This window comes from Pseudomonas sp. LTGT-11-2Z, from assembly GCF_003691445.1.
In the GTDB taxonomy this organism is placed as follows: domain Bacteria; phylum Pseudomonadota; class Gammaproteobacteria; order Pseudomonadales; family Pseudomonadaceae; genus Aquipseudomonas; species Aquipseudomonas monteilii.
This window is the reverse complement of record NZ_CP033104.1, coordinates 4,026,406-4,052,027: the sequence shown is the minus strand read 5'-3', so window position 1 is coordinate 4,052,027 and position 25,622 is coordinate 4,026,406. Positions and strand designations below refer to the sequence as shown.

The window sequence follows — 25,622 nt, the reverse complement described above, 5'->3', positions numbered from 1 at the left end:
GGCAAAGGCCGGTTCACGGTTGCAAGCAAGGAGGGGGCCTACGGGCCCCTTTCTGCTTTTCCTGCGCTAGCGCTTGTAATTTCCCAAGTGTACCCCCACATTAGGTCCAAGCATCATTTCCACCGGTTTCCGGCCATAAGGCCGCTGTAGAGGCGAAATCATGAAGACCACCCTCGACTTGCCTCTTTTGCCATTGCGCGATGTCGTTGTTTACCCGCACATGGTTATCCCGCTGTTCGTGGGGCGCGAAAAATCCATCGAGGCCCTCGAGGCCGCGATGACGGGCGAAAAGCAGATCCTTCTGCTGGCCCAGAAGAACCCGGCCGACGACGACCCGGGCGAGGACGCCCTGTACCGCGTCGGTACCGTTGCCACCGTGCTGCAACTGCTGAAGCTGCCTGATGGCACCGTCAAGGTGCTGGTCGAAGGCGAGCAGCGTGGCGCTGTCGAGCGTTTCACCGAAGTAGAAGGGCACATCCGTGCCGAAGTCTCCCTGATCGACGAAACCGACGCCGCCGAGCGCGAGTCGGAAGTGTTCGTGCGCACGTTGCTGTCGCAGTTCGAGCAATACGTACAACTGGGCAAGAAGGTCCCTGCCGAAGTGCTGTCTTCGCTGAACAGCATCGAAGAGCCAGGGCGTCTGGTCGACACCATGGCCGCCCACATGGCCCTGAAGATCGAACAGAAGCAGGAAATTCTCGAAATCGTCGACCTGCCAACCCGTGTCGAGCACGTGCTGGCGCTGCTGGATGCCGAAATCGACCTGCTGCAGGTCGAAAAGCGCATTCGCGGCCGGGTCAAGAAGCAGATGGAGCGCAGCCAGCGCGAGTACTACCTGAATGAGCAGATGAAGGCCATTCAGAAAGAACTCGGCGATGGCGATGAAGGCCACAACGAAGTCGAAGAGCTGAAAAAGCGCATCGAAGCCGCTGGCCTGCCCAAGGATGCCCTCACCAAGGCCCAGGCCGAGCTGAACAAGCTCAAGCAGATGTCGCCGATGTCGGCCGAAGCCACCGTGGTGCGCTCGTACCTCGACTGGCTCGTGCAGGTACCGTGGAAGGCCCAGAGCAAAGTGCGCCTGGACCTGGCCAAGGCCGAGGAAATTCTCGATGCCGACCACTATGGCCTGGAAGAGGTCAAGGAACGCATCCTCGAATACCTTGCCGTGCAAAAGCGCGTCAAGAAAATCCGTGGCCCGGTGCTGTGCCTGGTCGGCCCTCCCGGTGTCGGCAAGACCTCGCTGGCCGAGTCGATCGCGGCCGCTACCAACCGCAAGTTCGTTCGCATGGCCTTGGGTGGCGTGCGTGACGAAGCCGAAATTCGTGGTCACCGCCGCACCTACATTGGCTCCATGCCAGGCCGTCTCATCCAGAAGATGACCAAGGTGGGCGTGCGCAACCCGCTGTTCCTGCTCGACGAAATCGACAAAATGGGCAGCGACATGCGTGGCGACCCGGCCTCGGCGCTGCTGGAAGTACTCGACCCGGAGCAGAACCACACCTTCAACGACCACTACCTGGAGGTTGATTACGACCTCTCGGACGTGATGTTCCTGTGCACCTCGAACTCGATGAACATCCCGCCGGCGCTGCTCGACCGCATGGAAGTCATCCGCCTGCCGGGCTACACCGAGGACGAGAAGATCAACATCGCGGTCAAGTACCTGGTGCCCAAGCAGGTCAAGGCCAACGGCTTGAAGAAAGAAGAGCTGGAAGTCGACGTTTCGGCGATCCGCGACATCATCCGCTACTACACCCGCGAAGCCGGTGTGCGGGGCCTGGAGCGGCAAATTGCCAAGGTATGCCGCAAGGTGGTCAAGGAACATACCGGGCAGAAGCAGGTCAAGGTCAAGGTGACCAGCGAGCAGCTGGAACACCTGCTGGGCGTGCGCAAGTTCCGCTACGGCCTGGCCGAGCAACAGGACCAGATCGGCCAAGTCACCGGCCTGGCATGGACCCAGGTGGGCGGCGAACTGCTGACCATCGAAGCCGTGGTCATCCCCGGCAAGGGCCAGCTGATCAAGACCGGTTCGTTGGGCGATGTGATGGTCGAGTCGATCACTGCCGCACAGACCGTGGTGCGTAGCCGCGCCCGCAGCCTGGGTATTGCCGCCGACTTCCACGAGAAGCATGACGTGCATATCCACATGCCGGAAGGCGCTACGCCGAAGGATGGCCCAAGTGCCGGTATCGGCATGTGCACCGCGCTGGTGTCGGCGCTGACGCAGATTCCGGTGCGCGCCGATGTGGCCATGACCGGCGAAATCACCCTGCGTGGCCAGGTGCTGGCCATTGGCGGGTTGAAGGAAAAACTGCTGGCGGCACACCGTGGCGGGATCAAGACGGTGATCATTCCCGAGGAGAATGTTCGCGATTTGAAGGAGATTCCTGAAAATATCAAACAGGATCTGCAGATCAAACCGGTCAAATGGATTGACGAAGTCCTGCAAATTGCGCTGCAATACGCCCCGGAGCCCTTGCCAGATGTGGCTCCGGAGATTGTCGCGAAAGATGAAAAGCGCGACGGCGATGCTAAGGAAAGAATCAGCACGCATTAGTAGTTTTTGGCTGGGGGGCTTTCCTTGACAGTTTTTTCGGGGCCTTGCTATAAAGCGGCACGCTATTGTCATCAGGCCACCCAGCGCACGTTTCATAAGCTTTTCATTACATACTTAGAAACAAACTCAATAGAGAAATAAGGGGACTTAGAGTGAACAAGTCGGAACTGATTGACGCTATCGCCGCATCTGCTGACATCCCGAAAGCTGTAGCCGGCCGTGCGCTGGACGCAGTCATCGAATCCGTCACCGGCGCCCTGAAGCAAGGTGACGATGTGGTACTGGTTGGCTTCGGTACCTTCTCGGTCAAGGAACGCGCCGAGCGCACCGGCCGTAACCCGCAAACCGGCAAGGCGATCAAGATCGAAGCCGCCAAGGTTCCAGGTTTCAAGGCAGGCAAAGGCCTGAAAGACGCCGTCAACTAAGTCGTCTTTCAGCCGGACCCGGCCTGGCCTGGTCCGAGCACGGTGATGGCGGGGCGCAAACGTTCCCGCCTGACACGTTTGCTAAGCAAAGGCGCATCCTCGGATGCGCCTTTCTTTTATCAGGATTCTACCCACGCTCCGCGGTTGTCGACGCAGTGGTACAGCCGTTTCTGGGGGACGCATGCTGCAAAATATCAGGGACAATTCACAAGGTTGGATTGCCAAGACCATCATCGGCCTTATCGTCGTGTTGATGGCGTTGACCGGCTTTGAAGCCATTTTCCAGGCCGCCACCCATAGCCAGGACGCCGCCAAGGTGAACGGCCAGACCATCAGCCAGAACGAGCTCAGCCAGGCCGCTGACATGCAGCGCCGTCAGCTGATGCAACAGTTGGGCAAGGATTTCGACCCGGCGCTGCTGGATGACAAATTGTTGCGTGAAGAGGCCCTCAAGGGCCTGATCAGCCGCAAGCTGCTGCTGCAAGGCGCCGAAGATGCCAAGTTCGCCTTCTCCGAAGCCGCGCTGGATCAGGTGATCCTGCAGACGCCGGAATTCCAGGTGGACGGCAAGTTCAGTGCTGACCGTTTCGACCAGGTCATCCGCCAGATGGGCTACGGCCGCATGCAGTTCCGTGACATGCTTGCCGAGGAAATGCTCATTGGCCAGCTGCGCACCGGCCTGGCCGGCAGCAGCTTCGTCACCGACCAGCAGGTGGATGCTTTCGCCCGCCTGGAGAAGCAGACCCGCGACTTCGCTTCCCTGACCTTCAAGGCCGACCCGGCCTCGGTCAAGGTCAGCGACGAAGAGGTCAAGGCGCACTACGACCAGCACGCCAAGGAGTTCATGTCGCCTGACCAGGTGGTGATCGACTACATCGAGCTGAAGAAGTCGGCGTTCTTCGACCAGGTCAACGTGACCGACGAAGAGCTCAAGGCCCAGTACGAGAAAGAAATCGCCAACCTCGCGGAACAGCGCCATGCCGCGCACATCCTCATCGAGGTCAACGATAAAGTCACCGACGCCCAGGCCAAGGCCCGTGCTGAAGAGATTGAGCAGCGTCTGGCCAAGGGTGAAGACTTTGCCGCATTGGCCAAGGAGTTCTCTCAGGACCCAGGCTCGGCCAACAACGGTGGTGACCTCGGCTTCGCCGGCCCGGGCGTGTACGACCCGGCCTTTGAAGACGCGCTGTACAAGCTGCAGGATGGCCAGGTATCGACCCCGGTACGCACCGAGTTCGGCTACCACCTGATCAAGCTGCTGGGCGTGCAAGCGCCAGAAGTGCCAAGCTTCGCCAGCCTGAAGGACAAACTGACCCGCGACCTGAAGATCCCGTTGGTCGAGCAGCGTTACGTCGACGCCAGCAAGCAGCTGCAGGATGCTGCCTACGAGGCCTCCGACCTGGCTCAGCCGGCCCAGGACCTGAACCTCAAGGTGCACACCTCCGCAGCCTTCGGCCGCGAGGGTGGCGAAGGCATCACCGCCAACCGTTCGGTGGTACAGGCTGCGTTCTCCGAAGAAGTGCTGGACGAAGGTGCCAACAGCACCGCCATCGAGCTCGACCCGGAAACCACCGTGGTACTGCGCGTCAAGGAGCACCGCAAGCCGGAGCAACTGCCGCTGGAGGCCGTGGCCAAGAACATCAGCGAGCAGCTGGCCAAAGACAAGGCGACCGCCGAACTCAAGGCCAAGGCAGACAAGCTGATTGCCGGCCTGCGTGACGGCTCCATCGCAGCGGGCAGCGTGCATGAAGGGCAGGGCTGGAAGGCCTATGAGGCTGTTACCCGTGGCGAGGACGGTATTGACCCGGCCGAACTGCAGGCACTGTTCCGCCTCGGCAAGCCGCAGGCCAAGGACAAGCCGGTTTACGGCAGCGTAGTGCTGCGTGACGGTAGCCTGGTGGTGCTGCAGCTCAAGGGTGTTAACGAAGGCGCCACCGCCACCGACGAAGAGAAGCAGCAGATCCGCCGCTACCTCGCGTCGCGCGCTGGCCAGCAGGACTTTGCGGCTTATCGCAAACAGCTGGAAGCCAATGCAGACATCACCCGTTACTAAGGTGATCATTGCATGAAGAAACAGGCCGCCTTGTGCGGCCTGTTTCATTTCTGCGCTAGCGCTTTACACCCTCATAGTTATCTAGCGTATCGCGCGCAATCTCCCGCCCCAAAGCAATCAGCTCCGGCGCTTTGTAAAACTCGAAAAACCGGCACACCCGCTTGGGCACGTTGATCAGTACATCCGGTGGATAGCCGGCGATCTTGTACTGCGCCAGCGAGGTCTGCATCACTTCGAAGCTCTGGTTGATCAAATCCAGCAGCGAAGCCGGCCCCACGTTGTCAATGATGAACGAGCCGGTCGCCGACTTGGGCGCCCCCTCGCGCTCGGGGGCCGCTGCCGGTTGCTGGCCTTCCGGGTTGGCGGCATCTGCCAGCCACGGGTTCGGCGGCGCCAGCCCTTCGGCAACGATCTCCTGTTCGATGCGTATCAGCTCTTCCGCCGGCTTGCGCCGGAACGGCAAGCGAGAGCCCAATGAGCTCAGCAGGGAGTCAAAACGCATCTTGAACGCCGCCGGGCGCTCGATCACTGGCAATTGATACTGCTTCTGGTTGGTGGCGTTGAGGTTGACCGCGATGATCAGGTCGCAGTGGCTGGACACCACCGGCACGATCGGCAGCGGGTTGAGGATGCCGCCGTCGACCAGCATGCGATTGCCCTGCATCACCGGCGTGAACAGGCTGGGGATGGCCGCCGAGGCGCGCATGGCCTGGTGCAGGCAACCCTCCTGAAACCAGATTTCCTGCTGGTTGGTGAGGTCGGCGGCAACCGCCGTGTAGGGGATGCGCAGTTGTTCGATGTTGATCTCGCCGACGATCTTGCGGATCTGCCCGAACACCTTGTCACCACGAATGGCGCCGAGGCGAAAGCTCACGTCCACCAGGCGCAGTACATCCAGGTAGTCGAGGCTCTCGATCCAGTTGCGGTAGTCTTCCAGCTTGCCGGCGGCGTAGATGCCGCCAATCACCGCCCCCATGGAGCAACCGGCGATGCAGGCGATGTCGTAGCCCCGGCGCTCGATTTCCTCAATCACGCCAATGTGCGCATATCCTCGGGCGCCGCCCGATCCCAATACCAGTGCCACGCGTTTACTCATGAACATTCCTCGGGCCGTGCAACCATGGTCCTACAATGCACCCTTGGCGGCCTGTGCTTCAATGTAGATCGCGCTGAGCTACTGTGATAATGCTGGCCACGCAAAGTTGGCTGGGCAGGGCACTTTTCAGTTGCCCGGGCGTCGAACAGCCACCGTTTTTTTACCATTGAGGTCATACCGATGAAAGCCTGGATCTGCCTTCCACTGATTGCCCTGGCCTTGGCAGGCTGCGCGGGCAAGACGGCCTACCGCGACAACTGCGCCACCCAGCTGGATGCCGCCTGGAAGGAGCTGGACCTGGCCAAGGCCGAAGGCTTTGCCGGTGCCGTGAGCTACTCCAAAGCCTTGTCGCTGCTGACCGGCGCGAAGACCCAGCAGCAGTTCGAAGGCTACGAAAGCTGTACCCGCAAGGCCGAGAAGGCGCGGTTCTACATTCGTGAGTCTCGCGCCGGGCGCTGACCGAGGAGCGTCTTATGTCTGCCATGCTCGATCATGTAGTTGCCCAGATGCTGGCCGTGCAGGTACGCCTGCTGGCGTGCCGCGAGCGCCTGGCTGCCAATACCGACAGCGAGGCGCTGCATGACCTGCGTATTACCTTGCGCCGTCTGCGCAGCCTGCTGAGGCCCCTGCGCGGGTTGCCAGGCGTGGAACAGCTGGAGGATGCCGCCAGGGCCTTGGGTACCCTCACCACGCCGCTGCGCGATCGTGAGGTGCTGGCAGCCGAGCTGATCGCGCGCGGCCACGTCGCGGTCGGGCAGCGGCGCCTGGAAGGGCGGGACAGGACCTTCGCCAGTGTGGCTACCAGCCCGCAGCTGGCGCGTGTGCTGGCGATTGTCGACGCGTTTCCGTTGTTTCTGCGGGCAGCCGGCCGCGAGGGGCTGACCAGGTCACTGGGCAAGCGCATCGACAAGCGCCTGGTCAAGCAGTGGCGTACATTGCACAAAGCCTTGCAGGATCCGGCTCACGACCGTCACCGCCTGCGCTTGCTGATCAAGCGTGCGCGCTATGGCGATGAAGCCTACCCGCAGCTCGACCACGCCGGGAAAAAGCTGCAGCGCTTGCTGAAAAAGGCGCAGGGCGACCTGGGGGGCTGGCATGACCGCCTGCAGTGGCTGCTGCAGGCGCGCGACCATGCAGACCTTGCCCCCTGCCAGGCCGACTGGGAGCGGGAGTTGCACGAAGCCGAGCGCCAGTCGGACGTGACGCTGGATGCCATGTCGCAGGCACTGGAGCGGCGTTAGCCCCAACAATGACCGATATGCGGGCTGATCGCCCAGGGTTTGCTGGCTAGGATGGGCAGACCCTTTCTGCAGGCAGGAGCCGGCCCATGAATTTCACTCAACTGCTCGACGCTGTGCGAGCCAACTCGGAAGCCGTCAGCATCCCGCCCAGCTGGGCCCAGGGCCGCGCTGCCTTTGGCGGGCTGATGGCGGCCATGGTCTATGAGGCCATGCGCCTGAAACTCACCGACAGCCGGCCGGTACGCTCGCTGGCCATCAGCTTCGTAGCGCCTGCGGCCGCGGACGTGCCCATTCGCTTCGAGGTGGAGGTGCTGCGCGAAGGCAAGGCTGTCAGCACCTTGCTGGGCCGCGCGGTCCAGGATGGCCAGGTGGTGACCTTGGTGCAAGGCAATTTCGGCGCGGGGCGCCCATCTGTCGTCGATGTACCGGCATTACCGGCCATGGAAATGAAAGCGCTTGAAGACGCCGCACCCGAACTGCCCTATATCAAGGGCGTCACACCCGAGTTCATGCGCCATGTCGCCTTGCGCTGGGCGTTGGGCGGTTTGCCGTTCAGTGGCAATCAGTCGCGCAAGATGGGCGGTTGGGTACGGTTGCGGGATGTGGCAGAAGAACAGGTCAATGAAGCACACCTGCTGGCGCTGGTCGATGCCTGGCCGCCGAGCCTGATGCCGTTTCTCAAACAACCGGCTGCTGGCAGTACGCTGACCTGGACCATCGAGTTCATCCAGCCTACGGCGAAATTGTCGACCTTTGACTGGTGCCGCTATTGCGTGGAAACCGAACATGCGCGGGATGGCTATGGGCATGCTGCGGCCGCCCTTTGGACGGCAGAGGGCGAATTGCTGGCCCTGAGCCGGCAGACCGTGACCGTATTTGCCTGATCAATCCTGGGAGCGCAAACAGCCCCTTGGCATCAATGCCGGTGCTTGTGTCGCTCCCGCCAGGCCTTCCACCACGCCCCGCTCAGCACAAAGCGTGGAAAGGTAATGAACTGCTCGGTCAGCAATCGCTGCACCGCGTCCTGACGATTGGCGAACGGCTCAGGCTGCTCGGCTTCCAACCGGTGCCCCTGGCGCTGCAAACCAAGCCCCGCAATCAGGGCGATCACGCCGACGGCAATCTGCCCCAAATCCAGGGCGAACAGGCCGGACAGAACCAACAGCGCACCCAGAATGAACAGCGGCACGGCAATCAGGTGCAGCACGAGGTTGGTTGGGTGGCGGTGGTTGTGGTGGTAGCCACGCCATTGCCAGGCGGGCAGGTTGGGCAGACGCTTGCTCATGGGCATTTCCTCACGGTCATGCCCAAAGCTTAGTGCGGCCTCCGTATGGGGGCCAATCGAGGCTGGCTATGGTGACTATAGCTTGAGCTGGCCAATGGCTTTGCTGAGTTCGCCGGCCAGGGTCGCCAGTTCGCTGCTGGTGGTGGCCGAGCCCACCGTCTGCTGCACGGTCTGCTCGGTGACATCGCGGATGCTCACCACGGCGCGGTTCATTTCCTCGGCCACCTGGCTTTGTTGCTCGGCGGCCACGGCGATTTGGGTGTTGCTTTCGCGCATCTGCGCCACTGCATCGGTAATCTCGGCCAGCGCTTCGCCGGCCTCCTGGGCTTGTCGCACGCAGTCGTCGGCTTTGTAAGAGCTTTCCTGCATGAACTCCACCGCATCGCGGGTGCCCGATTGCAGGGCCGAGACCATGGTGGTGATTTCGTCGGTAGAGGTTTGCACACGCTTGGCCAGGTTGCGCACCTCATCGGCCACCACGGCAAAGCCGCGCCCCAGGTCGCCAGCACGGGCTGCTTCGATGGCAGCGTTGAGCGCCAGCAGGTTGGTTTGCTCGGCGATGCTGTGGATCACGCTGACCACGCCGTTGATCTTCTGGCTGTCGTCGGCCAGTTGGCGAATCATTTCGGCAGTTTGCTGCACGCCGCTGGAAAGCCCGGAAATCGAGTCCTGTACCCGGCTGACCACCTCTTTGCCACTGCCGGCCAACGTGTCGGCGGTTTGCGACAGGTCGCGGGTGGCACCGGCATGCTCGGCGATGTGGTGTACCGTCGCTGACATTTCGTTGATGGCGGTGGCGGCCTGGTCGGTTTCGCTTTGCTGCCCGAGCATGCCGTGGCGCACGTCGCTCATGCTCGCGGCCAGGCGTGCGGCGCCCGAGTCCAGTTGTGCCGCCGTGTGGGCAACAGTGCTGACGACCCGGTGGTAGGTGGCCTGCATCGCATTGAAGGCCCCGGCCATCTGGCCGACCTCGTCACCGCAGGCCAGCGGCACGCGGGCGGCCAGGTCACCGGTTTTCTCCACATGCAGCATCACGTCTTTCAGGGTGTTGAGCTGGCTGAGCAGGAAGCGGATCAGCAACTGCGAAGCGCCGAGCATGGCCAGCATCAGGATCAGCACGCACACCGCGTAGTTACTGAAGCGGTCGAAGAACACCTGGCGCAGGCTTGGCGACTGTGCCACCACGGCCACTTGCTGGTCACCGTTGCGCAGCACCTGTGCGCCGCGCAGCGGGTTTTCTCCGAGGACCCAGGCGCCTGGCAGTTCGACCCAGCCTTGGGCGTTGCGCAGGGGGTCGAGCGCCTCACCGGCGAACGTCGGCGTTTGCCCCGCAGGCCAGCTGATGACATTGGCAAGGCGGGGCAGTGCTTGCCCAGCCGGCCAGGCGGCTATCAGCTGGGCTTGTGCGGCCGCCTGGGCCTGCGCTGCCTCGGCGCGGGCGCGTTGCTCCAGGTGCACGGCGTAGAGCACCAGCAGCAAGGTCGTGACAAAGGCCACCGCGTTGACGGCCCAGAATTTGTACTTCAGGGAAACATTGCTAAGCCAGGCACCCATGGGCAGGTCTTCTCTGAGTTGAGCGGAAACAATATTGGCAAGGTGCCATCATTGTGCCTGTATCTACTCAGCAAGATGTTGATACATATCAACAGCCCGCACGCAGGGCTCACGGAAGCTGGAAAAATGCCCGCGCCGTTGCGGTGGTGTGGGCAGCCGTATGCTCGGCTGATTCGGCCCGGTGCAAGGCGACTTCACGCAGCACCTCTGGCAAAAACGCCGGCTCGTTGCGCCCGTTCTTCGGCTTGGGACGCAGGCTGCGTGGCAGCAGGTAGGGGGCGTCGCTTTCCAGCATCAGCCGGCCTTCGGCAATGTTGCCTACCAGCGGGTGCAGATGAGTGCCACGGCGTTCGTCGCAGATCCAGCCGGTAATGCCGATGTGCAGGTCCATGTCCAGGTAGGCGAACAGTGCCTCGCGTTCGCCGGTAAAGCAGTGCACCACCGCGCCGGTCAGGTGGTCGCGATAATCCTTCAGGATCGCCAGCAAACGCTCGCTGGCGTCGCGCTCATGCAGGAACACCGGCAGGCGCAGTTCCGCAGCCAGGGCCAGCTGGGCTTCCAGGGCTTTTTCCTGCAGCGGGCGAGGGGAGAAGTCGCGGTTGAAATCCAGGCCGCATTCGCCCACCGCACGCACGCGTGGCTCATTCAGCAGTTGGCGCAAACGGCGCTCGCTACCGGCATCCCAGGCCTTGGCATCGTGAGGGTGTACGCCTGCCGTGGCGAACAGGTGCGCGCCGCTGTTATCCAGCTGCTGGCACAGCTCCAGTGCCTGCTCGCTGACTGCCAGGCTGGTGCCAGTCAGCACCATTTGCGCTACACCGGCTTCACGTGCGCGCTCGACAATGGCTGCCTGCTGGTCGTGGAAACTGCTGTTGGTCAGGTTGACGCCGATATCGATCAGTTGCATGGTGCTATCTCGTGCCGCGGGGCGGCCAGCATAGCAAAAACCGCGTTTTTCTGAAAAAACCAAGAACTTCATGCTGTTGCCGTGGTCTTTTACCGCCATTTCTCACTTGGCGGTGCAACCCATGGATGCCGCCCACCGACAACGGACACGTTTTGCATGCTGCGATGCTGGCTCACCTTCCTGTTCACGCTCGGGCTGACGATTGGGCTGACCCTGCCCGGTGCCGCCCATGCGCGCGCGCCGGGGCCGCAGCAGAATATCCCACCAGCCAAGGTGCGCGACCTGCAACAGATTCGCTCCAGCCAGGTGTTGCGGGTGCTGGTCAATCAAAGCCGTAACAGCTCAGGCGAGGTCAAAGGTGAGCCGGTCGGCATCGAATACTACCGCCTGCGCGCCCTGGAGCATTACCTCAATGCCCGTGCCGCCGATGGCCAGGAGATTCAACTCAAGCTCATCCCACGGGCCAAGGAACAACTGCTAGGCGCACTGGCCCGCGGCGAGGGTGACCTGGCAGCGCCGGGCGAGCTGCTTGACCCCGGCACGGTGCGCGGTGTCAGCAGCAGTGCGCCAATTCTCGACCAGGTGCCGCTGATGCTGGTTGGGCGCAAAGGCGAGCGAAGCTTCAGTAAGGTCGAACAGCTTTCCGGGCGCACCGTGGCTTTGACCAGCGCCAGTGCTGCCGGGCCGCTGATCCAGCAGGTCAACCAGCAACTGGCGCTGCGCAAACGGCCGCCGATCAAGGTGGAATGGGTCGACTCAACGCTGGCGGTAGAGGATGTGCTGGAGATGGTGCAGGCGGGCATCTATCACCTGACGGTGGTCGAGCAACCCATTGCCCGGCGCTGGGCGCGGGTGATGCCACGCCTGCGCCTGGACACCCGGGTGCACCTGGGGGCTCCGCAGGCCATGCGTTGGTATGTAGGGCGCGATGCACCGCAATTGCTGGCCACGGTCGATCGTTTCCTGCAGGGCTACCGTGCACCGGACAACCAGGATGCCGCCTTCGAGCGCATCTACCGCCGCCAGTACCGGGTGCACAACCCGTTGGCCAGCAAGGACCGTCAGCGCCTGGCCTCGGTGCGTGCAGTGCTGCAGAAGCATGGCCAGGCGCAGCAGATCGATTGGCTCAACCTGGCCGCGCTGGCCTTCAAGGAGTCCACCCTCAACCCGGCCGCACGTGGCACTGGCGGTGCCCACGGCCTGATGCAGATAACGCCTTCGGCGGCCCAGCGGGTAGGGGTGAGCAACACCGCCACGGTAGATGGCAATGTACAAGCCAGTGCCCGTTACCTGGCGCTGATCCGTCGCAAGTTCTTTGCCAGCCCCAAGATCAACGAGCGTGAACGCATGGCCTTTGTACTGGCGGCCTACAACCTCGGCCCAGAGCGGGTTCAGGCCATGCGTGCGGAGGCCCGGCGGCGTGGCCTCAACGGCAACCAGTGGTTCTTCCAGACCGAGCGCATCGCCATGGAGCAGGTCGGCATGGGGCCGGTCAACTTCGTCAATAGCGTCAACAAGTACTTCCTGGCGTTCAACCGCGAGCGTGCGGTACTGGAGCGCGTAGCGAAGCGTTGAGAAATCGATTTTATCGATTGTTATGTTGGGTTTTTTGCGATTTTAATATCTATTGGATTGATTATTATGGCGCCCATCCCAACACAACTTCTCCGCTTCAAGGACGCTTCGACATGAACAACACGACCCTCAACGCCCTGTTCTCCACCCGCGCCGGTGCTGGCCTCAGCGTTATCCGCATCCTGGTTGGCATCATCTTCATGGCGCATGGCGCGCAAAAACTCTTCGGCCTGTTTGGCGGTTATGGCCTGGAAGGTACCGGCCAGTGGATGGAAAGCATCGGTCTGGCGCCGGGTTACCTGATGGCCTTGCTGTCCGGCAGCGCAGAACTCTTCGGCGGCCTGGCCCTGGTGATCGGCCTGCTGGCCCGCCCGGCGGCGCTGGCGCTGACCGTGACCCTGGTGGTGGCGATCTTCTCGGTGCATATCGGCAACGGCCTGTTCATGTCCAATAACGGCTATGAGTTCGCCCTGGCCCTGCTGGCGGGCACTGTCGCCGTCATGATCGAAGGCGCTGGCCGCTTCTCGCTGGACCGCCTGATCGCCCGCTGATACCACCCATGCGGCAAGATCCAAGCCTCAGGCCGATCACTTTCGGTTTGAGGCTTGTATCTTGCCGCTTGTAGCTCTAGCATACCGCCTGCGCCGATTTAAACAGCTACTTGCGGGGCGCAGGAAAGCCCCCATCCGGGTTATCCGAAATACCGCTAAAGCGCTGGTTCGGTGACGCCTCCCACCGCTGCCCAGCGGGATTCGCGAGGCGGAGAGAAGCTCCATGAGTTGCCCACGTACCAGTGTCTGTTTAAGCCCATTGCCTGCCAACCAGGCGTCCCGCACACCGCGCATTCTGCTCGGCGGCCAGCATCAGCCCACCCTTTTGCGTCACCTTGAAGGCCTGTCTCGACGCAAGGGCCAGGCGCGCGCATTTCTGATTCAGTTCGCTGATGCTGGCTGCCACCTGGCGCAGTACGGCAATGACCGTTTTGACCTGGCCGTCATCCAGGCTCCGGCGCAGGATGAGGCCGCAGACGTTATTGGCCACCTCACCCGTATCGCGCGCCAAGGCCTGATTACCCGCCGTTAAGGAGTGTGCTGTTGAGCACCAACATCATTACCACGGAAGGCCACGAGGCGCTGAAGAAAGAGCTGGACCACCTGTGGCGGGTGTATCGCCCGGAGATCACTCAGAAGGTTGCCTGGGCGGCATCCCTGGGGGATCGCAGCGAAAACGCCGACTACCAGTACAACAAGAAGCTGCTGCGCGAAATCGACCGCAGGGTGCGTTATCTGCGAAAGCGTCTTGAAGATGTGAAGGTGGTGGCTTATTCGCCGCAGCAGGAAGGCAAGGTGTTTTTCGGCGCCTGGGTCGAGATCGAGAATGATGATGGCGAGACCATGAAGTTTCGCATTGTCGGTTATGACGAAATCTACGGGCGTAACGACTACATCTCGATCGATTCGCCCATGGCCCGTGCCTTGCTCAAAAAGGAGGAGGGCGATGAGGTGTTGGTGCATACGCCTACCGGTGAAGCGACCTGGTATGTGAACAGCATCTCGTACGGGCAATAGATTGATGTTGTTTGTGCCGGCCTCTTCGCGGGCGAGCCCGCGAAGAGGCCGGCACATGTAACACTCAAGTTTCCCGCAACACCGCCAAAGGGCTGGCATTCAACGCCCGCCGCGTCCCCAGCACACCTGCACCGCCCACCAGCAGCGCCCCTGCCAGTGGCAACACCAGCAGCCACGGGTGTGGGCTCCACTGCAAATCGAAGGCATAGCGATACAGCACCAGGGTAATCAGTTCACAACCCACTGCCGCCAACAGCCCACTGGCCGCACCCAGCAAACCGAACTCGATACGCCGCGCCTTCACCAGCAATGGCCGCGCCGCCCCTAGCGCACGTAGCAAGGCACCTTGGCGAATGCGTTCGTCCAGCGTTGCCTGCAAGCCGGCGAACAGCACCGCCAGCCCGGCCGCCAGCACGAACAACAGCACATACTCCACCGCCAGGGTCACCTGGGCGAGGATGCTGCGCAACTGGTCGAGCAAGGCGTCCACCTGCAGGATGGTCACCGCCGGAAATGCCCGCGACAGCGCCACCACATCCAGGTCGTGGCCGGGTGCCAGGTAGAAACTGGTCAGGTAAGTGGTCGGCAACCCCTGTAGCGTGCCGGGCTGGAAGATCATGTAGAAGTTCGGCTGGAAGCTGTCCCAATGCACGCTGCGCAGGCTGCTGACCCGGGCCTGGCGCTGCTGGCCGCCGATGTCGAAGGTCAGCAGGTCGCCCATGTGCAGTTTCAGGCTGGTGGCCAGCTCCGCTTCCACCGAAACGCCGGGTATTTCGCTGTCGGCCGGCAAGGCTTGCCACCAACTGCCGGCAGTGAGTTGATTGCCTTCGGGCAGTTCGGCGGCCCAGGTCAGGCTAAGGTCTCGCTGCACGGCGCGTTCACCCGCCGATTCTTTGCTGACAACTTGCTGCACCGGCTGCTCGTTGATTTGCACCAGGCGCCCGGGCGTAACCGGGTAAAGCGGCGCCGAGGCTGCATTGACCTGGTGCAGGCGTTGCGCGAAAGATTCGCGGTCATCCGGCAGGATATTCAGGGCGAAATGGTTGGGTGCATCCTTGGGCAGTTGGGCTTGCCAGGTGTCGAGCAGTTCGGCGCGAAGCAGGGCGACCAGGGCCATGGCCAGCAGGATCAGGCCGAAGGCCAGGGCCTGGCCGGCTGCGGCCGTGGGGTGGCGTAGTAGCTGGCCCAACCCCAGGCGCCAGGTCAGCGGTGCGCCGGCCAGCAACTGGCGCAGGCTGCGCAAACCGAGCAACAGCAGGCCGCCGAGCAACAATGCGGCGACCAGACCGCCACCGAGCAAGGCGAAGGTGAGCAGCAGGTCAAGGCTCAGGCGCCACATGATCAGGCCCAAGGCAAACAGCGCGGCGCCATACACCAGCCAACTGCTGGGCGGTATGGGCAGCAGGTCGCGGCGCAGCACCCGCAGCGGGGGCACCTGGCCCAGTGCAGCGATCGGCGGTAGGGCGAAACCGGCCAGTGCCACCAGCCCGGTCCCGATGCCGGCCAGGGCCGGAACGATGCCGCCGGCAGGCACCACGCTTGGCAACAGCCCCTGCAGCAGGCGGAACAGGCCCAGCTGGGCCAGCCAGCCGAGCAGGGCACCGGCCAGGGCGGCGACCAGGCCGAGCATGGCCAGTTGCAGGCAATACAGGCCCAGTGCCTGGCGGCGCGACAGGCCCAGGCAGCGCAGCAGGGCGCTGGCGTCCAGGCGGCGTGCGGCATAGCGGCTGGCCGACAGGGCCACGGCCACGCCCGCCAGCAGCACCGCCACCAGGCTGGCCATGTTCAGGTAGCGTTCGGCCTTGCCCAGCGCGCCACCGATCTGCTGGTTACCATCGCGGGTGTCGCGCAGGCGCTGGTTGGCGGCCAGGTCTTTTTCCACGGCCTGGCGGTATTGGGCCAGTGCCTCGGTATCGCCGCGCCACAGGTCGCGGTAGGTAACCCGGCTACCCGGCTGAATGACGCCAGTGGCCTCGAGGTCGGCCAGGTTCATCATCACCCGGGGGGTAAGGCTGTAGAAGTTGTTGGCGCGGTCGGGTTCGTAGGTCAGCACGCGGCTCATGCGCAGGGTTTTCATGCCCACGTCGATGCTGTCGCCAATCGCCAGGCCCAGCGCCGCCAGCAGGCGGGGTTCGACCCAGGCTTCACCAGGCGCCGGGCCACCGCCAGGTGTCTCCTCGGCATAAGGGGCCGGCGCGCTGCGCACCTGCCCGCGCAACGGATAAGCGCCGTCGGCGGCCTTGACGCTGGACAGCTGGATGCCATTGTCGCCGCCTACCACGCTGGTGAATTCGACCACCTGTGCATGGCGCAAGCCAAGTGCCGTGCCGCTATCGATCTGCTGCGCACGGGCCGGGGCGCTGCCTTGCAGCACCAGGTCGGCGCCCAGGAATTCACTGGCGCGCAGCTGCATGGCGCCGTTGAGGCGGGCGCCGAAATAGCCGATGGCGGTGCTGGCCGCCACGGCCACCAGCAAGGCAAAGAACAACACGCGTACTTCGCTGGCGCGAAGGTCGCGCAGCAGCTGGCGCAGGGCCAGGCCGCACAGGCGGGACAACGGCATGTGGGTCATCAGGCCTCCACTGGGGCCACCAGGCGCCCCGCGTCCAGGCGGATCTGGCGGCGGCAGCGCCGGGCCAGGCGTTCGTCATGAGTGACCAGCACCAGGGTGGTACCGCGCTCCTTGTTCAACTCGAACAGTAAATCGCTGATGCGCTCGCCCGTGTGGCTGTCGAGGTTGCCTGTGGGCTCGTCGGCAAACAGCACCGCCGGTTGTGCCGCGAAGGCGCGGGCGATAGCAACCCGCTGCTGCTCACCGCCCGACAGTTGACGGGGCGTGTGGCTCAGGCGCTTGCCGAGGCCGACCCGTTCCAGCAGTGTGCGCGCGTGTTCGCGTGCATCCCGGCGACCGTCCAGCTCCAACGGCAGCATCACGTTTTCCAGGGCGTTGAGGCTGTCGAGCAGTTGGAACGACTGGAACACGAAGCCCACATGTTCGGCGCGCACCCGGGCGCGCTGGTCTTCATCCAGGGGGCCCAGGTCATGGCCGGCGAGGATGACCTTGCCGGCGCTGGGCTGATCGAGGCCGGCAAGCAAACCGAGCAGGGTCGACTTGCCGGAGCCCGATGCGCCGACGATGGCCAGGCTGTCGCCTTGGGCCAGGTCGAGGGAGAGTGCGTGAAGGATGGTCAGGTCACCTTCCGCGCTGGGGACCACTTTGCTAAGGTTCTGCGCAACGAGAATGCTGGGGCCCATGGAGAATCCGATGCGAGTGTGGTGGTTGAGTGCCGGTCTGGCCCTGTATTGCCTGGCCCAGAGCGCGGCGGCGGGAACACTGCTGATTGTTGGCGATAGTATCAGCGCCGGTTTTGGCCTGGATAGCCGCCAGGGTTGGGTCTCTTTGTTGCAGGCCCGGCTTAAAGACGAAGGTTTCGACGATAAAGTGGTCAACGCCTCGATCAGCGGTGACACCAGTGCAGGTGGCCAGGCGCGGCTGCCGGCGCTGCTTGCAGCCCATAAACCGAGCCTGGTGGTGCTGGAGCTGGGCGGTAACGATGGCTTGCGTGGGCAGCCGCCTGCGCAATTGCAACAAAATCTTGCCTCGATGATTGAAAGCGCGCGCCAGGCCGGCGCCAAGGTGGTGCTGCTGGGCATGCGCCTGCCGCCCAATTATGGCGTGCGCTATACCACCGCATTCGCCAAGGTGTATGAACAGCTGGCGGCGGATAAACAGGTGCCATTGGTGCCGTTTTTCCTCGAAGGAATAGGGGGCGTGCCTGAGTTGATGCAAGCCGATGGCATCCACCCGGCCCAGGGTGCCCAGCAGCGCTTGCTGGAAAATGCCTGGCCAGCGATAAAACCCTTGCTCTGACGCTTTAAACGGGGCCAGCTTTCGGCTAATGTTGCGCCCCCCGTTTCGAGTGCCCCCGATGCCGCGCCCTGCCTGGTCCCTGTATGCCTACCAACTGATCGAGCCCGATGAGCAGCTCGACCTGTTCGCCTGCCAGGAAATCCGCGTTCACCTGGTGGCTCGCCAGCTTGAGCTGGGCGTGCCGGTAGACCGCACCTTGTGCGGCGGCCTGCTGCCTGCGCAGCCGCGCTGGTCGGCCGTGCCGCGTGCCATCTACCGTGACAGCCGCCTGTGTGACCTGTGCCGTGCCATCCTCGATGCCCAGCGGCGCGGCATGCGCCCAGTCTGGCCAGAGCTGCAGGCCAGCTGAACGGCAAGCACCTTTCATCATCTGAAACGCTTGCATGGGCGCCAATGCCTCCCGCTTGCATCGAGGCGGGTGTACAATCGTTCCTCTTGACCTATCTTTCGAAGGATTTACCGGATGTTGCCGCGCTTTCCTGTCGTCACCCGTAGCCTGTCCCTGGCCGCCCTGCTGGTAGCGGGCCCCGCTGCTGCGCTGGAATTGCCACTGCCACCGCCCGGTGAAGACATCGTCGGCCAGGTGCATACGATCAAGGCCAAATACGAGGACACGTTCGCCGACATCGGCACCGCCAACGACCTCGGCTATCTGGAAATGATCGCCGCCAACCCGGGCGTCGACCCGTGGCTACCGGGCGCCGGCACCGAGATCATACTGCCGACCCGCTACATCCTGCCGCCGGGCCCGCGTGAAGGTATCGTCATCAACCTGGCCGAGTACCGTATGTATTACTTCCCGAAAGGGCAGAACGTAGTGCATACCTTCCCGCTGGGTATTGGACGTGAGGGGTGGGGGTCGCCGATCGCCAACACCAAGATCACCGCCAAAACGCCGAACCCGACCTGGACGCCACCTGCCTCTATCCGTAAAGAACACGCCGCAGACGGCGACATCCTGCCGGCTGTGGTGCCAGCAGGTCCGGATAACCCGCTGGGGCCGTTCAAGTTCACCTTGGGCGTGCCGGGCTATCTGATCCACGGGTCGAACAAGAAGTTCGGCATCGGCATGCGTACCAGCCACGGTTGCTTCCGCATGCTCAACAACAACGTGCTGGAACTGTCGAAGATGGTGCCGGTCGGTACGCCGGTACGCATCATCAACGAGCCCTACAAGTTCGGTATCAGTGGCGGCAAGGTCTATCTGGAGGCGCACACGCCGCTGGACGACCAGGGTAACCCGTCGGTGGTCGACAAACACACTGCGGTTATCAACGCCTTGCTCAAGCGGGAAGACCTTGCCAACAACCTGCGCATGAACTGGGACATGGTGCGTGACGTGGTGGCTGCAGAAGATGGCATGCCGGTAGAAATTGCCGTGCCGGTGCAAAACCAGGGCAATGCGCCGATGGTGACGAGCATACCGCCCGAACTGCAGTAAGGTATTCGCGACACACCCGGGCCCGCCTTAGTGCGGGCCTTTTCGTATCTGCGGGGCGCGTTTGGCTTGTTTACAGGCAATAAAAAAGCCGACCCACAAGTGGGTCGGCTCCATAACAATCCGTGAGGATTATTACTTGCGGCTGGCTTTGTCCAGCATACGCAGAGCGCGCTCGTTGGCTTCGTCAGCGGTCTGCTGAGCCTTCTGAGCGGCTGCCAGTGCGTCGTCAGCCTTACGGTAGGCTTCGTCAGCACGAGCTTGAGCGCGAGCTGCTGCGTCTTCAGTCGCAGTCAGACGAGCTTCGGTTTCTTTGGATACGCTGCTGCAACCGGTAGCCAGAACTGCGGCCAGAGCCAGAGCAGAGAATTTCAGAACGTTGTTCATCGTGTTCCCCTTCAAGGACTTTCTATTAAATAGCCATCTCTCAGGAAAAGAGAAACTGGCCGGCGTACATAGTACCCATTACTTGTAGTAAGTAAACTGACTGAGCGCAAGAACTGCAAAAAAAATGTTGCTTGACGCCGTGCCGACAAGATTTGCGGCGCGTGTGTGAAAAAAACGTGCAGGGTTCGCAAGCGGTTGTACTACAGGAACTTTTTTGTTGAACTAAGGGTGACTTTAACTGTCCTTCGACGTCTTAAGCCCTACAACATCCGGTGGCTGTTGAACGTGCAGGGAAGAGTCGCATTCCGGGCATTTTCGCCATTTTTAGCCGCTACCACCTTGAGCAATCCCGTTTGCGGCGCCTACTATCTTGTGAGTGCCAGAGAATCCGAACGATTGCAATCGTCCAGAGGTCGTAGGGGCAACAGGTGGCATAGAGGATTCTGTGCCGGATAAACCACCATCGGTGAAGGTATGGGTCTGCCGAGAAGACCTGCGAGGAGTAGTGATGAGCGAAGCGCTGACCATCCACCATGACCAGGCCGGTCATCAGTTCGAGACCAACGTGGACGGTCATCGTGCCTACCTGACGTACATGGATCTGGGCAAGCAGACGCTGGACATCTATCGTACCTTCGTGCCGAACGCCTTGCGGGGCCGCGGGATTGCCGCCGCGTTGACCGAGCAGGCCTTGGCGTACGCCGAGCAAATGGGTTACACGGTCATTCCTTCCTGCTCGTACGTGGAACGCTACATGGAGCGCCAGCAGCGGCATTCCAGCAAGGCCTGAGCTGCCGAAAGGCATCAGATACAAAAACGCCGGGCAATGCCCGGCGTTTTGTTTATTGCAATGCTCAGCCGCGCTTACGCTGCGGTAGCACATCCTTGAGCTTGGTACGCATGCTGCGCAGGGTTTTCTCGGTAGCCGACCAGTCGATGCAGGCATCGGTGATCGAGACGCCATACTGCAACTCTTCCAGGTTTTTCGGGATCGACTGGCAGCCCCAGTTCAGGTGGCTCTCGACCATCAGGCCGATGATCGACTGGTTGCCTTCGAGGATCTGGTTGGCAACGTTCTCCATCACCAGCGGTTGCAGGGCCGGGTCCTTGTTGGAGTTGGCGTGGCTGCAATCGACCATGATGTTGGCCTTGATCTTGGCCTTGGCCAGGTCCTGCTCGCACAGGGCGACGCTGACCGAGTCGTAGTTCGGCTTGCCGTTGCCGCCGCGAAGTACCACGTGGCCGTAAGGGTTGCCCTTGGTGGTGACGATCGACACGCCGCCTTCCTGGTTGATGCCGAGGAAGCGGTGTGGCTTGGAGACCGACTGCAAGGCGTTGATGGCAACGGTCAGGCCGCCGTCGGTGCCGTTCTTGAAGCCAACCGCCGAAGACAGGCCCGAGGCCATCTCGCGGTGGGTTTGCGATTCGGTGGTGCGGGCGCCGATGGCCGACCAGCTGATCAGGTCTTGCAGGTATTGCGGGGAAATCGGGTCGAGCGCCTCGGTGGCGGTCGGCAGGCCCATCTCGGCCAGGTCCAGCAGCAGCTGACGGCCAATGTGCAGGCCGTCCTGGATCTTGAACGAATCATCCAGGTACGGGTCGTTGATCAGGCCTTTCCAGCCCACGGTGGTGCGTGGCTTTTCGAAGTACACGCGCATGACCAGGTACAGCGTATCGGACACTTCTTCGGCCAGCACCTTCAGGCGCTCGGCGTACTCGTGGGCGGCCTTGATGTCGTGGATGGAGCAAGGGCCGACCACGACGAACAGGCGATGGTCCTTGCCGTCGAGAATATTGCGCACCACTTCACGGCCGGCAGTCACGGTCTGCAGGGCCTTGGCGCTGAGGGGGATTTCCTTCTTGAGCTGATCGGGGGTGATCAGGGTCTCGTTGGAGGCAACGTTCAAGTCATCGATCGGTAAATCAGCCATCGTGTTACTCGTCAGGTCACGGGTGCCGGCCGCCAGCTATCCCCGTGCGGCCCAGCAGCAAGAATATTCGCAGCGGGGAGCCGAACCTTAGCGCGTTACAGGTGGCGCGACAATGGGTTTGGCCCAGTCATTGTGGGGTTTTTCCCTGATCGAGTGCGTTGAGCGCGAATGGGCTGCCCAGCGCTGCGTAACCTGTGTAAAAAGAGGGCTGACTTCATACTCGGAGATCGGCATGCATCCGCACACCCCTCGCATCGGTATCATCGGCAGTGGCGCCATCGGCGGCTTTTATGGGTTGATGCTGGCCCGGGCCGGTTTCGATGTGCATTTTCTGTTGCGCAGCGAGTACCAGGCCGTCAGTGAGCAAGGGCTGACCCTGGAAAGTGACGTGCATGGTGCGTTGCAGATGCAGGTGCACGCCTATGCCAGTGCCGCCGACATGCCGCCTTGCGACTGGTTGCTGATCGGTGCCAAGGCCACCAGCAATGATCAGCTCGCACCTCTGATCGTGCAGGCCGCCGCACCCGGCGCCAAGGTCGTACTGCTGCAGAACGGCCTGGGGGTGGAGGAGCAATTGCGCCCGGCCTTGCGTAGCGACATGCATCTGCTGGGCGGCCTGTGCTTCATCTGCGTCAACCGTCATGCGCCAGGTGTGATCCGCCATCAGGCACTCGGGGCTGTCAACCTGGGTTACCACAGTGGGCCGGCAAGTGACGGCGGTGCTGCGCTGGTCGGTGAAGGGGTGGCGTTGTTCAAACGCGCGGGCATCGATTCGCAGGCCATGCCAAATCTCGACTCGGCGCGGTGGCAGAAGCTGGTGTGGAACGTGCCTTACAATGGTCTGTCGGTGCTGCTGGGGGCCAGCACCACGCCGCTGATGGCAGACAGTCACAGCCGTGATCTCATCCAGGCACTGATGGCCGAGGTGGTGCAGGGCGCTGCAGCCTGTGGCCACGTGTTGCCCGAGGGCTATGCCGAGCACTTGTTCCAGGTGACCGAGCGCATGCCCGACTACTGGCCAAGCATGTATCACGACCATACGTTCAAGCGCCCACTGGAGTTGCAGGCTATCTATGCCGAGCCGCTGGCACGTGCGCGTGCGGCAGGCTGCTGCTTGCCGCGTATGGAAATGCTCTATCAGGCGCTGAGCTTTCTCGACAGCAACCACCGGCCTCACTGAGGGCGGCACTGACCTCGGCTGGGCGCTTCAGCCCGCGCCAGTAGCGCGCCGGACGGCAAAGCGTGCATCCGGCGCGCTGCTAAGCTGAAGCTTGCTCTGCCGCTGCGGCAGTCGAGGAGGTCGAATGATCCGCTCCATGCTGTACGCCACCGACCTCGGTGTCTACGCACCTTTTGTGATGCAACACGCGCTGGCCCTGGCGCGTACGTTCAATGCCGAGTTGTATGTGATCCATGCGGTGGAACCCATGGGGCAGTTCGCCGAATCCCTCCTGCAAAGCTACCTTGATGAGCAGACGCTCGACCAGTTGCACAGCCAAGGCGTGAACACGGTGATGGCCAACATCGAGCAGCGCGTGCTGGAAAACTTTCGTGATGAGCTGGGTGAGGAGGCCGACCTCGCGGTTATCAAGGCGGTGCGGGTACGCCAGGGTGACCCCGCGCAGGTAATCCTTGATCAGGCACAGCGGTTGAGTGTCGACCTGCTGATTTTCGGCAGCCACAGCGCCGGTGCCGGCGTGGATGTACCCCTGGGGCGAACGGCGGTTCGGCTGCTGCAGCTGTCGCCGGTGCCGGTGTACATGGTGCCGTTGGCGCAGCACTTGGGGCGTAGGAAGGCATGAAGATGACTGTAGGCTGTTTCCGGGGGGCATGTAACAAAATAGTTCTAGATTTATTTCCAGAACCACTAATATAGTTATATATCGTCGCTGCCTGCTGCCGCGGACTCATCGCTGAACCGAGGGGAACCTATGAAGCTTCAACAACTGCGCTACATCTGGGAAGTGGCGCACCATGACCTCAACGTCTCCGCGACGGCGCAGAGCCTGTATACCTCCCAGCCAGGTATCAGCAAGCAGATCCGCCTGCTCGAAGACGAATTGGGTGTTGAAGTCTTTGCGCGTAGCGGCAAGCACCTGACCCGCGTCACGCCGGCCGGCGAGCGCATCATCAATACCGCTGGCGAAATCCTGCGCAAAGTCGAAAGCATCAAGCAGATTGCCCAGGAGTTCTCTAACGAGAAGAAGGGCACGCTGTCCATCGCCACCACCCACACCCAGGCGCGCTATGCCTTGCCGCCGGTGATCAGCAGCTTCATCAAGCAGTATCCGGAAGTGTCCCTGCATATGCACCAGGGTTCGCCCATGCAGATCGCCGAGATGGCAGCAGACGGCACGGTAGACTTCGCCATCGCCACCGAGGCCCTTGAGCTGTTCGGCGACCTGATCATGATGCCGTGCTACAAGTGGAACCGTTGCGTGGTGGTGCCGCAGGGTCACCCGCTGGCCAAGCTGCCGAAACTCACTCTGGAAGCGGTTGCCGAATACCCGATCGTTACCTATGTGTTCGGTTTTACCGGGCGCTCGAAGCTGGACGAAGCGTTCAACCACCGCGGCCTCACGCCGAAAGTGGTGTTCACCGCGGCCGACGCTGACGTTATCAAGACCTATGTGCGCCTGGGGCTGGGCGTGGGTATCGTCGCGGGCATGGCTGTGGATGCCAAGCTCGATAGCGACCTGGTGGCGCTGGATGCCAGCGAGCTGTTCGAGGCCAGTATCACGAAGATCGGCTTCCGCCGTGGCACCTTCCTGCGTGGCTTCATGTGCGACTTCATCGAGAAGTTCGCTCCGCACCTGACCCGCGAAGTGATGGCCAAGGCCATTCAGTGCCATAACAAGCAGGAGTTGGAAGAGCTGTTCGAAGGTGTCGAACTGCCGGTGCACTGATTCAAGAATGCCGGGGCTGCAAAGCAGCCCCGGTTATTTCAAGCCTTGCTGATCAGGTTGCCCGCGTGCAACCCGCATTCCTTCTGTGTCGACTCTTCCCACCACCAGCGCCCCTCGCGCTCATGCTGGTTCGGCAGCACCGGCCGGGTGCAAGGCTCGCAGCCAATGCTGATGAAGCCGCGCTCATGCAGGCTGTTGTACGGCAGCTCAAGCATACGGATATAACCCCACACTTCCTCGCTGCTCATCTGCGCCAGCGGGTTGAACTTGTACAGGGTGCGCTCGGGTGTGGAGAAGGCGCTGTCGATTTCCAGTGCCGCTACCTGGCTGCGGGTGCCCGGGCTCTGGTCGCGGCGCTGGCCGGTGGCCCAGGCGTTAACGGTAGCCAGCTTGCGGCGCAGCGGCTCGATCTTGCGGATGCCGCAGCACTCGCCGTGGCCGTCCTTGTAGAAGCTGAACAGGCCCTTTTCTTTCACGAACGGGTCAAGCCTGTCGCGGTCCGGGCTGAGGATTTCGATTGGCAGGTTGTACTGCTCGCGCACCTGGTCGATGAACCGGTAGGTCTCCGGGTGCAGTCGGCCGGTGTCGAGGCTGAACACCTTGACCTGCTTGTTCAGCTTCCAGGCCATGTCGACCAGCACCACGTCCTCGGCGCCGCTGAAGGAGATCCACAGGTCATCACCAAAGTGCTCGAAGGCAAGCTTGAGGATGTCCTGCGGGGACTTGTTGGCATAGGTCGCGGCCAGGGCGGCGACGTCGAAGGGTTGACTCATCAGGCGGTTTCCATCTTGGCTGTGGCGCTGTGCGCTCGTAGTAAGGTGATGGTAA

General features: G+C 62.3%; 26 protein-coding genes. 17 read left to right on the top strand and 9 right to left on the bottom strand.

Features of this window, described 5'->3' with window-relative positions:
• Positions 1-160: 160 nt before the first annotated feature.
• The 3 genes from lon to D8767_RS18975 all read left to right on the top strand — a co-directional run bounded on the left by lon (position 161) and on the right by D8767_RS18975 (position 5,035).
• Positions 161-2,557 (top strand): endopeptidase La, encoded by a 2,397-nt coding sequence (lon, locus tag D8767_RS18985; protein ID WP_122048352.1) that lies wholly within the window; start codon positions 161-163, stop codon positions 2,555-2,557.
• A gap of 152 nt (positions 2,558-2,709) precedes the next feature.
• Positions 2,710-2,982 (top strand): nucleoid-associated protein HU-beta, encoded by a 273-nt coding sequence (gene hupB / locus D8767_RS18980; RefSeq protein ID WP_003250246.1) that lies wholly within the window; start codon positions 2,710-2,712, stop codon positions 2,980-2,982.
• Between the two features lie 181 nt (positions 2,983-3,163).
• Entirely contained in the window at positions 3,164-5,035 is a 1,872-nt protein-coding gene (locus D8767_RS18975; protein ID WP_019097183.1) for a SurA N-terminal domain-containing protein, read from the top strand.
• 55 nt (positions 5,036-5,090) lie between these two features.
• Here D8767_RS18975 and D8767_RS18970 read toward each other — a convergent pair whose 3' ends face one another.
• Complete coding sequence (locus D8767_RS18970; protein ID WP_016714767.1) at positions 5,091-6,131, bottom strand: patatin-like phospholipase family protein; 1,041 nt, start codon at positions 6,129-6,131, stop codon at positions 5,091-5,093.
• 180 nt (positions 6,132-6,311) lie between these two features.
• On the opposite strand from D8767_RS18970, the gene D8767_RS18965 reads away from it, so the two are divergent.
• From D8767_RS18965 to D8767_RS18955, 3 genes are all read left to right on the top strand, one after another.
• Positions 6,312-6,590: a hypothetical protein gene (locus tag D8767_RS18965; RefSeq protein WP_016714766.1), complete on the top strand. Its 279-nt coding sequence runs from the start codon at positions 6,312-6,314 to the stop codon at positions 6,588-6,590.
• A gap of 14 nt (positions 6,591-6,604) precedes the next feature.
• Entirely contained in the window at positions 6,605-7,372 is a 768-nt protein-coding gene (locus D8767_RS18960; protein ID WP_029380319.1) for a CHAD domain-containing protein, read from the top strand.
• A gap of 86 nt (positions 7,373-7,458) precedes the next feature.
• Positions 7,459-8,256, top strand: coding sequence for an acyl-CoA thioesterase II (locus tag D8767_RS18955; RefSeq protein WP_016714765.1), 798 nt, complete (start codon positions 7,459-7,461; stop codon positions 8,254-8,256).
• 32 nt (positions 8,257-8,288) lie between these two features.
• Here the strand turns inward: D8767_RS18955 and D8767_RS18950 are convergent, their stop codons facing one another.
• From D8767_RS18950 to D8767_RS18940, 3 genes are all read right to left on the bottom strand, one after another.
• A complete protein-coding gene (locus D8767_RS18950) occupies positions 8,289-8,657 on the bottom strand; it encodes an Mpo1-like protein (RefSeq protein WP_016714764.1) in 369 nt (122 codons plus the stop codon).
• Between the two features lie 75 nt (positions 8,658-8,732).
• Positions 8,733-10,211: a methyl-accepting chemotaxis protein gene (locus D8767_RS18945; protein ID WP_016714763.1), complete on the bottom strand. Its 1,479-nt coding sequence runs from the start codon at positions 10,209-10,211 to the stop codon at positions 8,733-8,735.
• Positions 10,212-10,320: 109 nt separating this feature from the next.
• A complete protein-coding gene (locus D8767_RS18940; RefSeq protein ID WP_029380318.1) occupies positions 10,321-11,118 on the bottom strand; it encodes a TatD family hydrolase in 798 nt (265 codons plus the stop codon).
• A 156-nt stretch (positions 11,119-11,274) separates the two neighbouring features.
• Between D8767_RS18940 and D8767_RS18935 the strand changes: the two genes are divergently transcribed.
• From D8767_RS18935 to greB, 4 genes are all read left to right on the top strand, one after another.
• Positions 11,275-12,693 carry a transglycosylase SLT domain-containing protein gene (locus D8767_RS18935; RefSeq protein WP_016714761.1) on the top strand — a complete coding sequence of 473 codons (1,419 nt, stop codon included), beginning with the start codon at positions 11,275-11,277 and terminating at the stop codon, positions 12,691-12,693.
• 113 nt (positions 12,694-12,806) lie between these two features.
• Positions 12,807-13,244, top strand: a complete 438-nt coding sequence (locus D8767_RS18930) for a DoxX family protein (RefSeq protein WP_016714760.1) — start codon at positions 12,807-12,809, stop codon at positions 13,242-13,244.
• 223 nt (positions 13,245-13,467) lie between these two features.
• On the top strand, positions 13,468-13,776 hold the full coding sequence (locus D8767_RS18925; protein ID WP_016714759.1) for a hypothetical protein: 309 nt from the start codon (positions 13,468-13,470) through the stop codon (positions 13,774-13,776).
• Between the two features lie 11 nt (positions 13,777-13,787).
• On the top strand, positions 13,788-14,261 hold the full coding sequence (gene greB / locus D8767_RS18920) for a transcription elongation factor GreB (RefSeq protein WP_016714758.1): 474 nt from the start codon (positions 13,788-13,790) through the stop codon (positions 14,259-14,261).
• A gap of 64 nt (positions 14,262-14,325) precedes the next feature.
• On the opposite strand, the gene D8767_RS18915 is transcribed toward greB, so the two are convergent.
• Both D8767_RS18915 and D8767_RS18910 read right to left on the bottom strand, forming a co-directional pair.
• Complete coding sequence (locus D8767_RS18915; RefSeq protein ID WP_016714757.1) at positions 14,326-16,833, bottom strand: ABC transporter permease; 2,508 nt, start codon at positions 16,831-16,833, stop codon at positions 14,326-14,328.
• On the bottom strand, positions 16,833-17,516 hold the full coding sequence (locus D8767_RS18910) for an ABC transporter ATP-binding protein (protein WP_016714756.1): 684 nt from the start codon (positions 17,514-17,516) through the stop codon (positions 16,833-16,835). The genes D8767_RS18915 and D8767_RS18910 overlap by 1 nt, the downstream gene beginning before the upstream one ends.
• Positions 17,517-17,526: 10 nt before the next feature.
• Here D8767_RS18910 and D8767_RS18905 point away from each other — a divergent pair, with 10 nt between their 5' ends.
• The 3 genes from D8767_RS18905 to D8767_RS18895 all read left to right on the top strand — a co-directional run bounded on the left by D8767_RS18905 (position 17,527) and on the right by D8767_RS18895 (position 19,573).
• Positions 17,527-18,132, top strand: a complete 606-nt coding sequence (locus D8767_RS18905; RefSeq protein WP_016714755.1) for an arylesterase — start codon at positions 17,527-17,529, stop codon at positions 18,130-18,132.
• Positions 18,133-18,190: 58 nt separating this feature from the next.
• On the top strand, positions 18,191-18,481 hold the full coding sequence (locus tag D8767_RS18900; RefSeq protein ID WP_016714754.1) for a hypothetical protein: 291 nt from the start codon (positions 18,191-18,193) through the stop codon (positions 18,479-18,481).
• A gap of 114 nt (positions 18,482-18,595) precedes the next feature.
• Entirely contained in the window at positions 18,596-19,573 is a 978-nt protein-coding gene (locus tag D8767_RS18895) for a L,D-transpeptidase family protein (protein ID WP_016714753.1), read from the top strand.
• Between the two features lie 132 nt (positions 19,574-19,705).
• On the opposite strand, the gene oprI is transcribed toward D8767_RS18895, so the two are convergent.
• On the bottom strand, positions 19,706-19,957 hold the full coding sequence (oprI, locus tag D8767_RS18890) for an outer membrane lipoprotei OprI (protein ID WP_003259780.1): 252 nt from the start codon (positions 19,955-19,957) through the stop codon (positions 19,706-19,708).
• 508 nt (positions 19,958-20,465) lie between these two features.
• On the opposite strand from oprI, the gene D8767_RS18885 reads away from it, so the two are divergent.
• On the top strand, positions 20,466-20,747 hold the full coding sequence (locus D8767_RS18885; protein WP_016714752.1) for a GNAT family N-acetyltransferase: 282 nt from the start codon (positions 20,466-20,468) through the stop codon (positions 20,745-20,747).
• Positions 20,748-20,811: 64 nt separating this feature from the next.
• On the opposite strand, the gene D8767_RS18880 is transcribed toward D8767_RS18885, so the two are convergent.
• On the bottom strand, positions 20,812-21,888 hold the full coding sequence (locus D8767_RS18880; RefSeq protein ID WP_016714751.1) for a 3-deoxy-7-phosphoheptulonate synthase: 1,077 nt from the start codon (positions 21,886-21,888) through the stop codon (positions 20,812-20,814).
• Between the two features lie 232 nt (positions 21,889-22,120).
• Here D8767_RS18880 and D8767_RS18875 point away from each other — a divergent pair, with 232 nt between their 5' ends.
• The 3 genes from D8767_RS18875 to cysB all read left to right on the top strand — a co-directional run bounded on the left by D8767_RS18875 (position 22,121) and on the right by cysB (position 24,794).
• Positions 22,121-23,068 carry a putative 2-dehydropantoate 2-reductase gene (locus D8767_RS18875; RefSeq protein WP_016714750.1) on the top strand — a complete coding sequence of 316 codons (948 nt, stop codon included), beginning with the start codon at positions 22,121-22,123 and terminating at the stop codon, positions 23,066-23,068.
• Between the two features lie 124 nt (positions 23,069-23,192).
• Positions 23,193-23,690, top strand: a complete 498-nt coding sequence (locus D8767_RS18870; RefSeq protein WP_016714749.1) for a universal stress protein — start codon at positions 23,193-23,195, stop codon at positions 23,688-23,690.
• A gap of 129 nt (positions 23,691-23,819) precedes the next feature.
• Entirely contained in the window at positions 23,820-24,794 is a 975-nt protein-coding gene (gene cysB / locus D8767_RS18865) for an HTH-type transcriptional regulator CysB (protein ID WP_010953293.1), read from the top strand.
• Between the two features lie 38 nt (positions 24,795-24,832).
• Here cysB and D8767_RS18860 read toward each other — a convergent pair whose 3' ends face one another.
• Positions 24,833-25,567 carry a phosphoadenylyl-sulfate reductase gene (locus D8767_RS18860; RefSeq protein WP_016714748.1) on the bottom strand — a complete coding sequence of 245 codons (735 nt, stop codon included), beginning with the start codon at positions 25,565-25,567 and terminating at the stop codon, positions 24,833-24,835.
• Between the last annotated feature and the right edge of the window lie 55 nt (positions 25,568-25,622).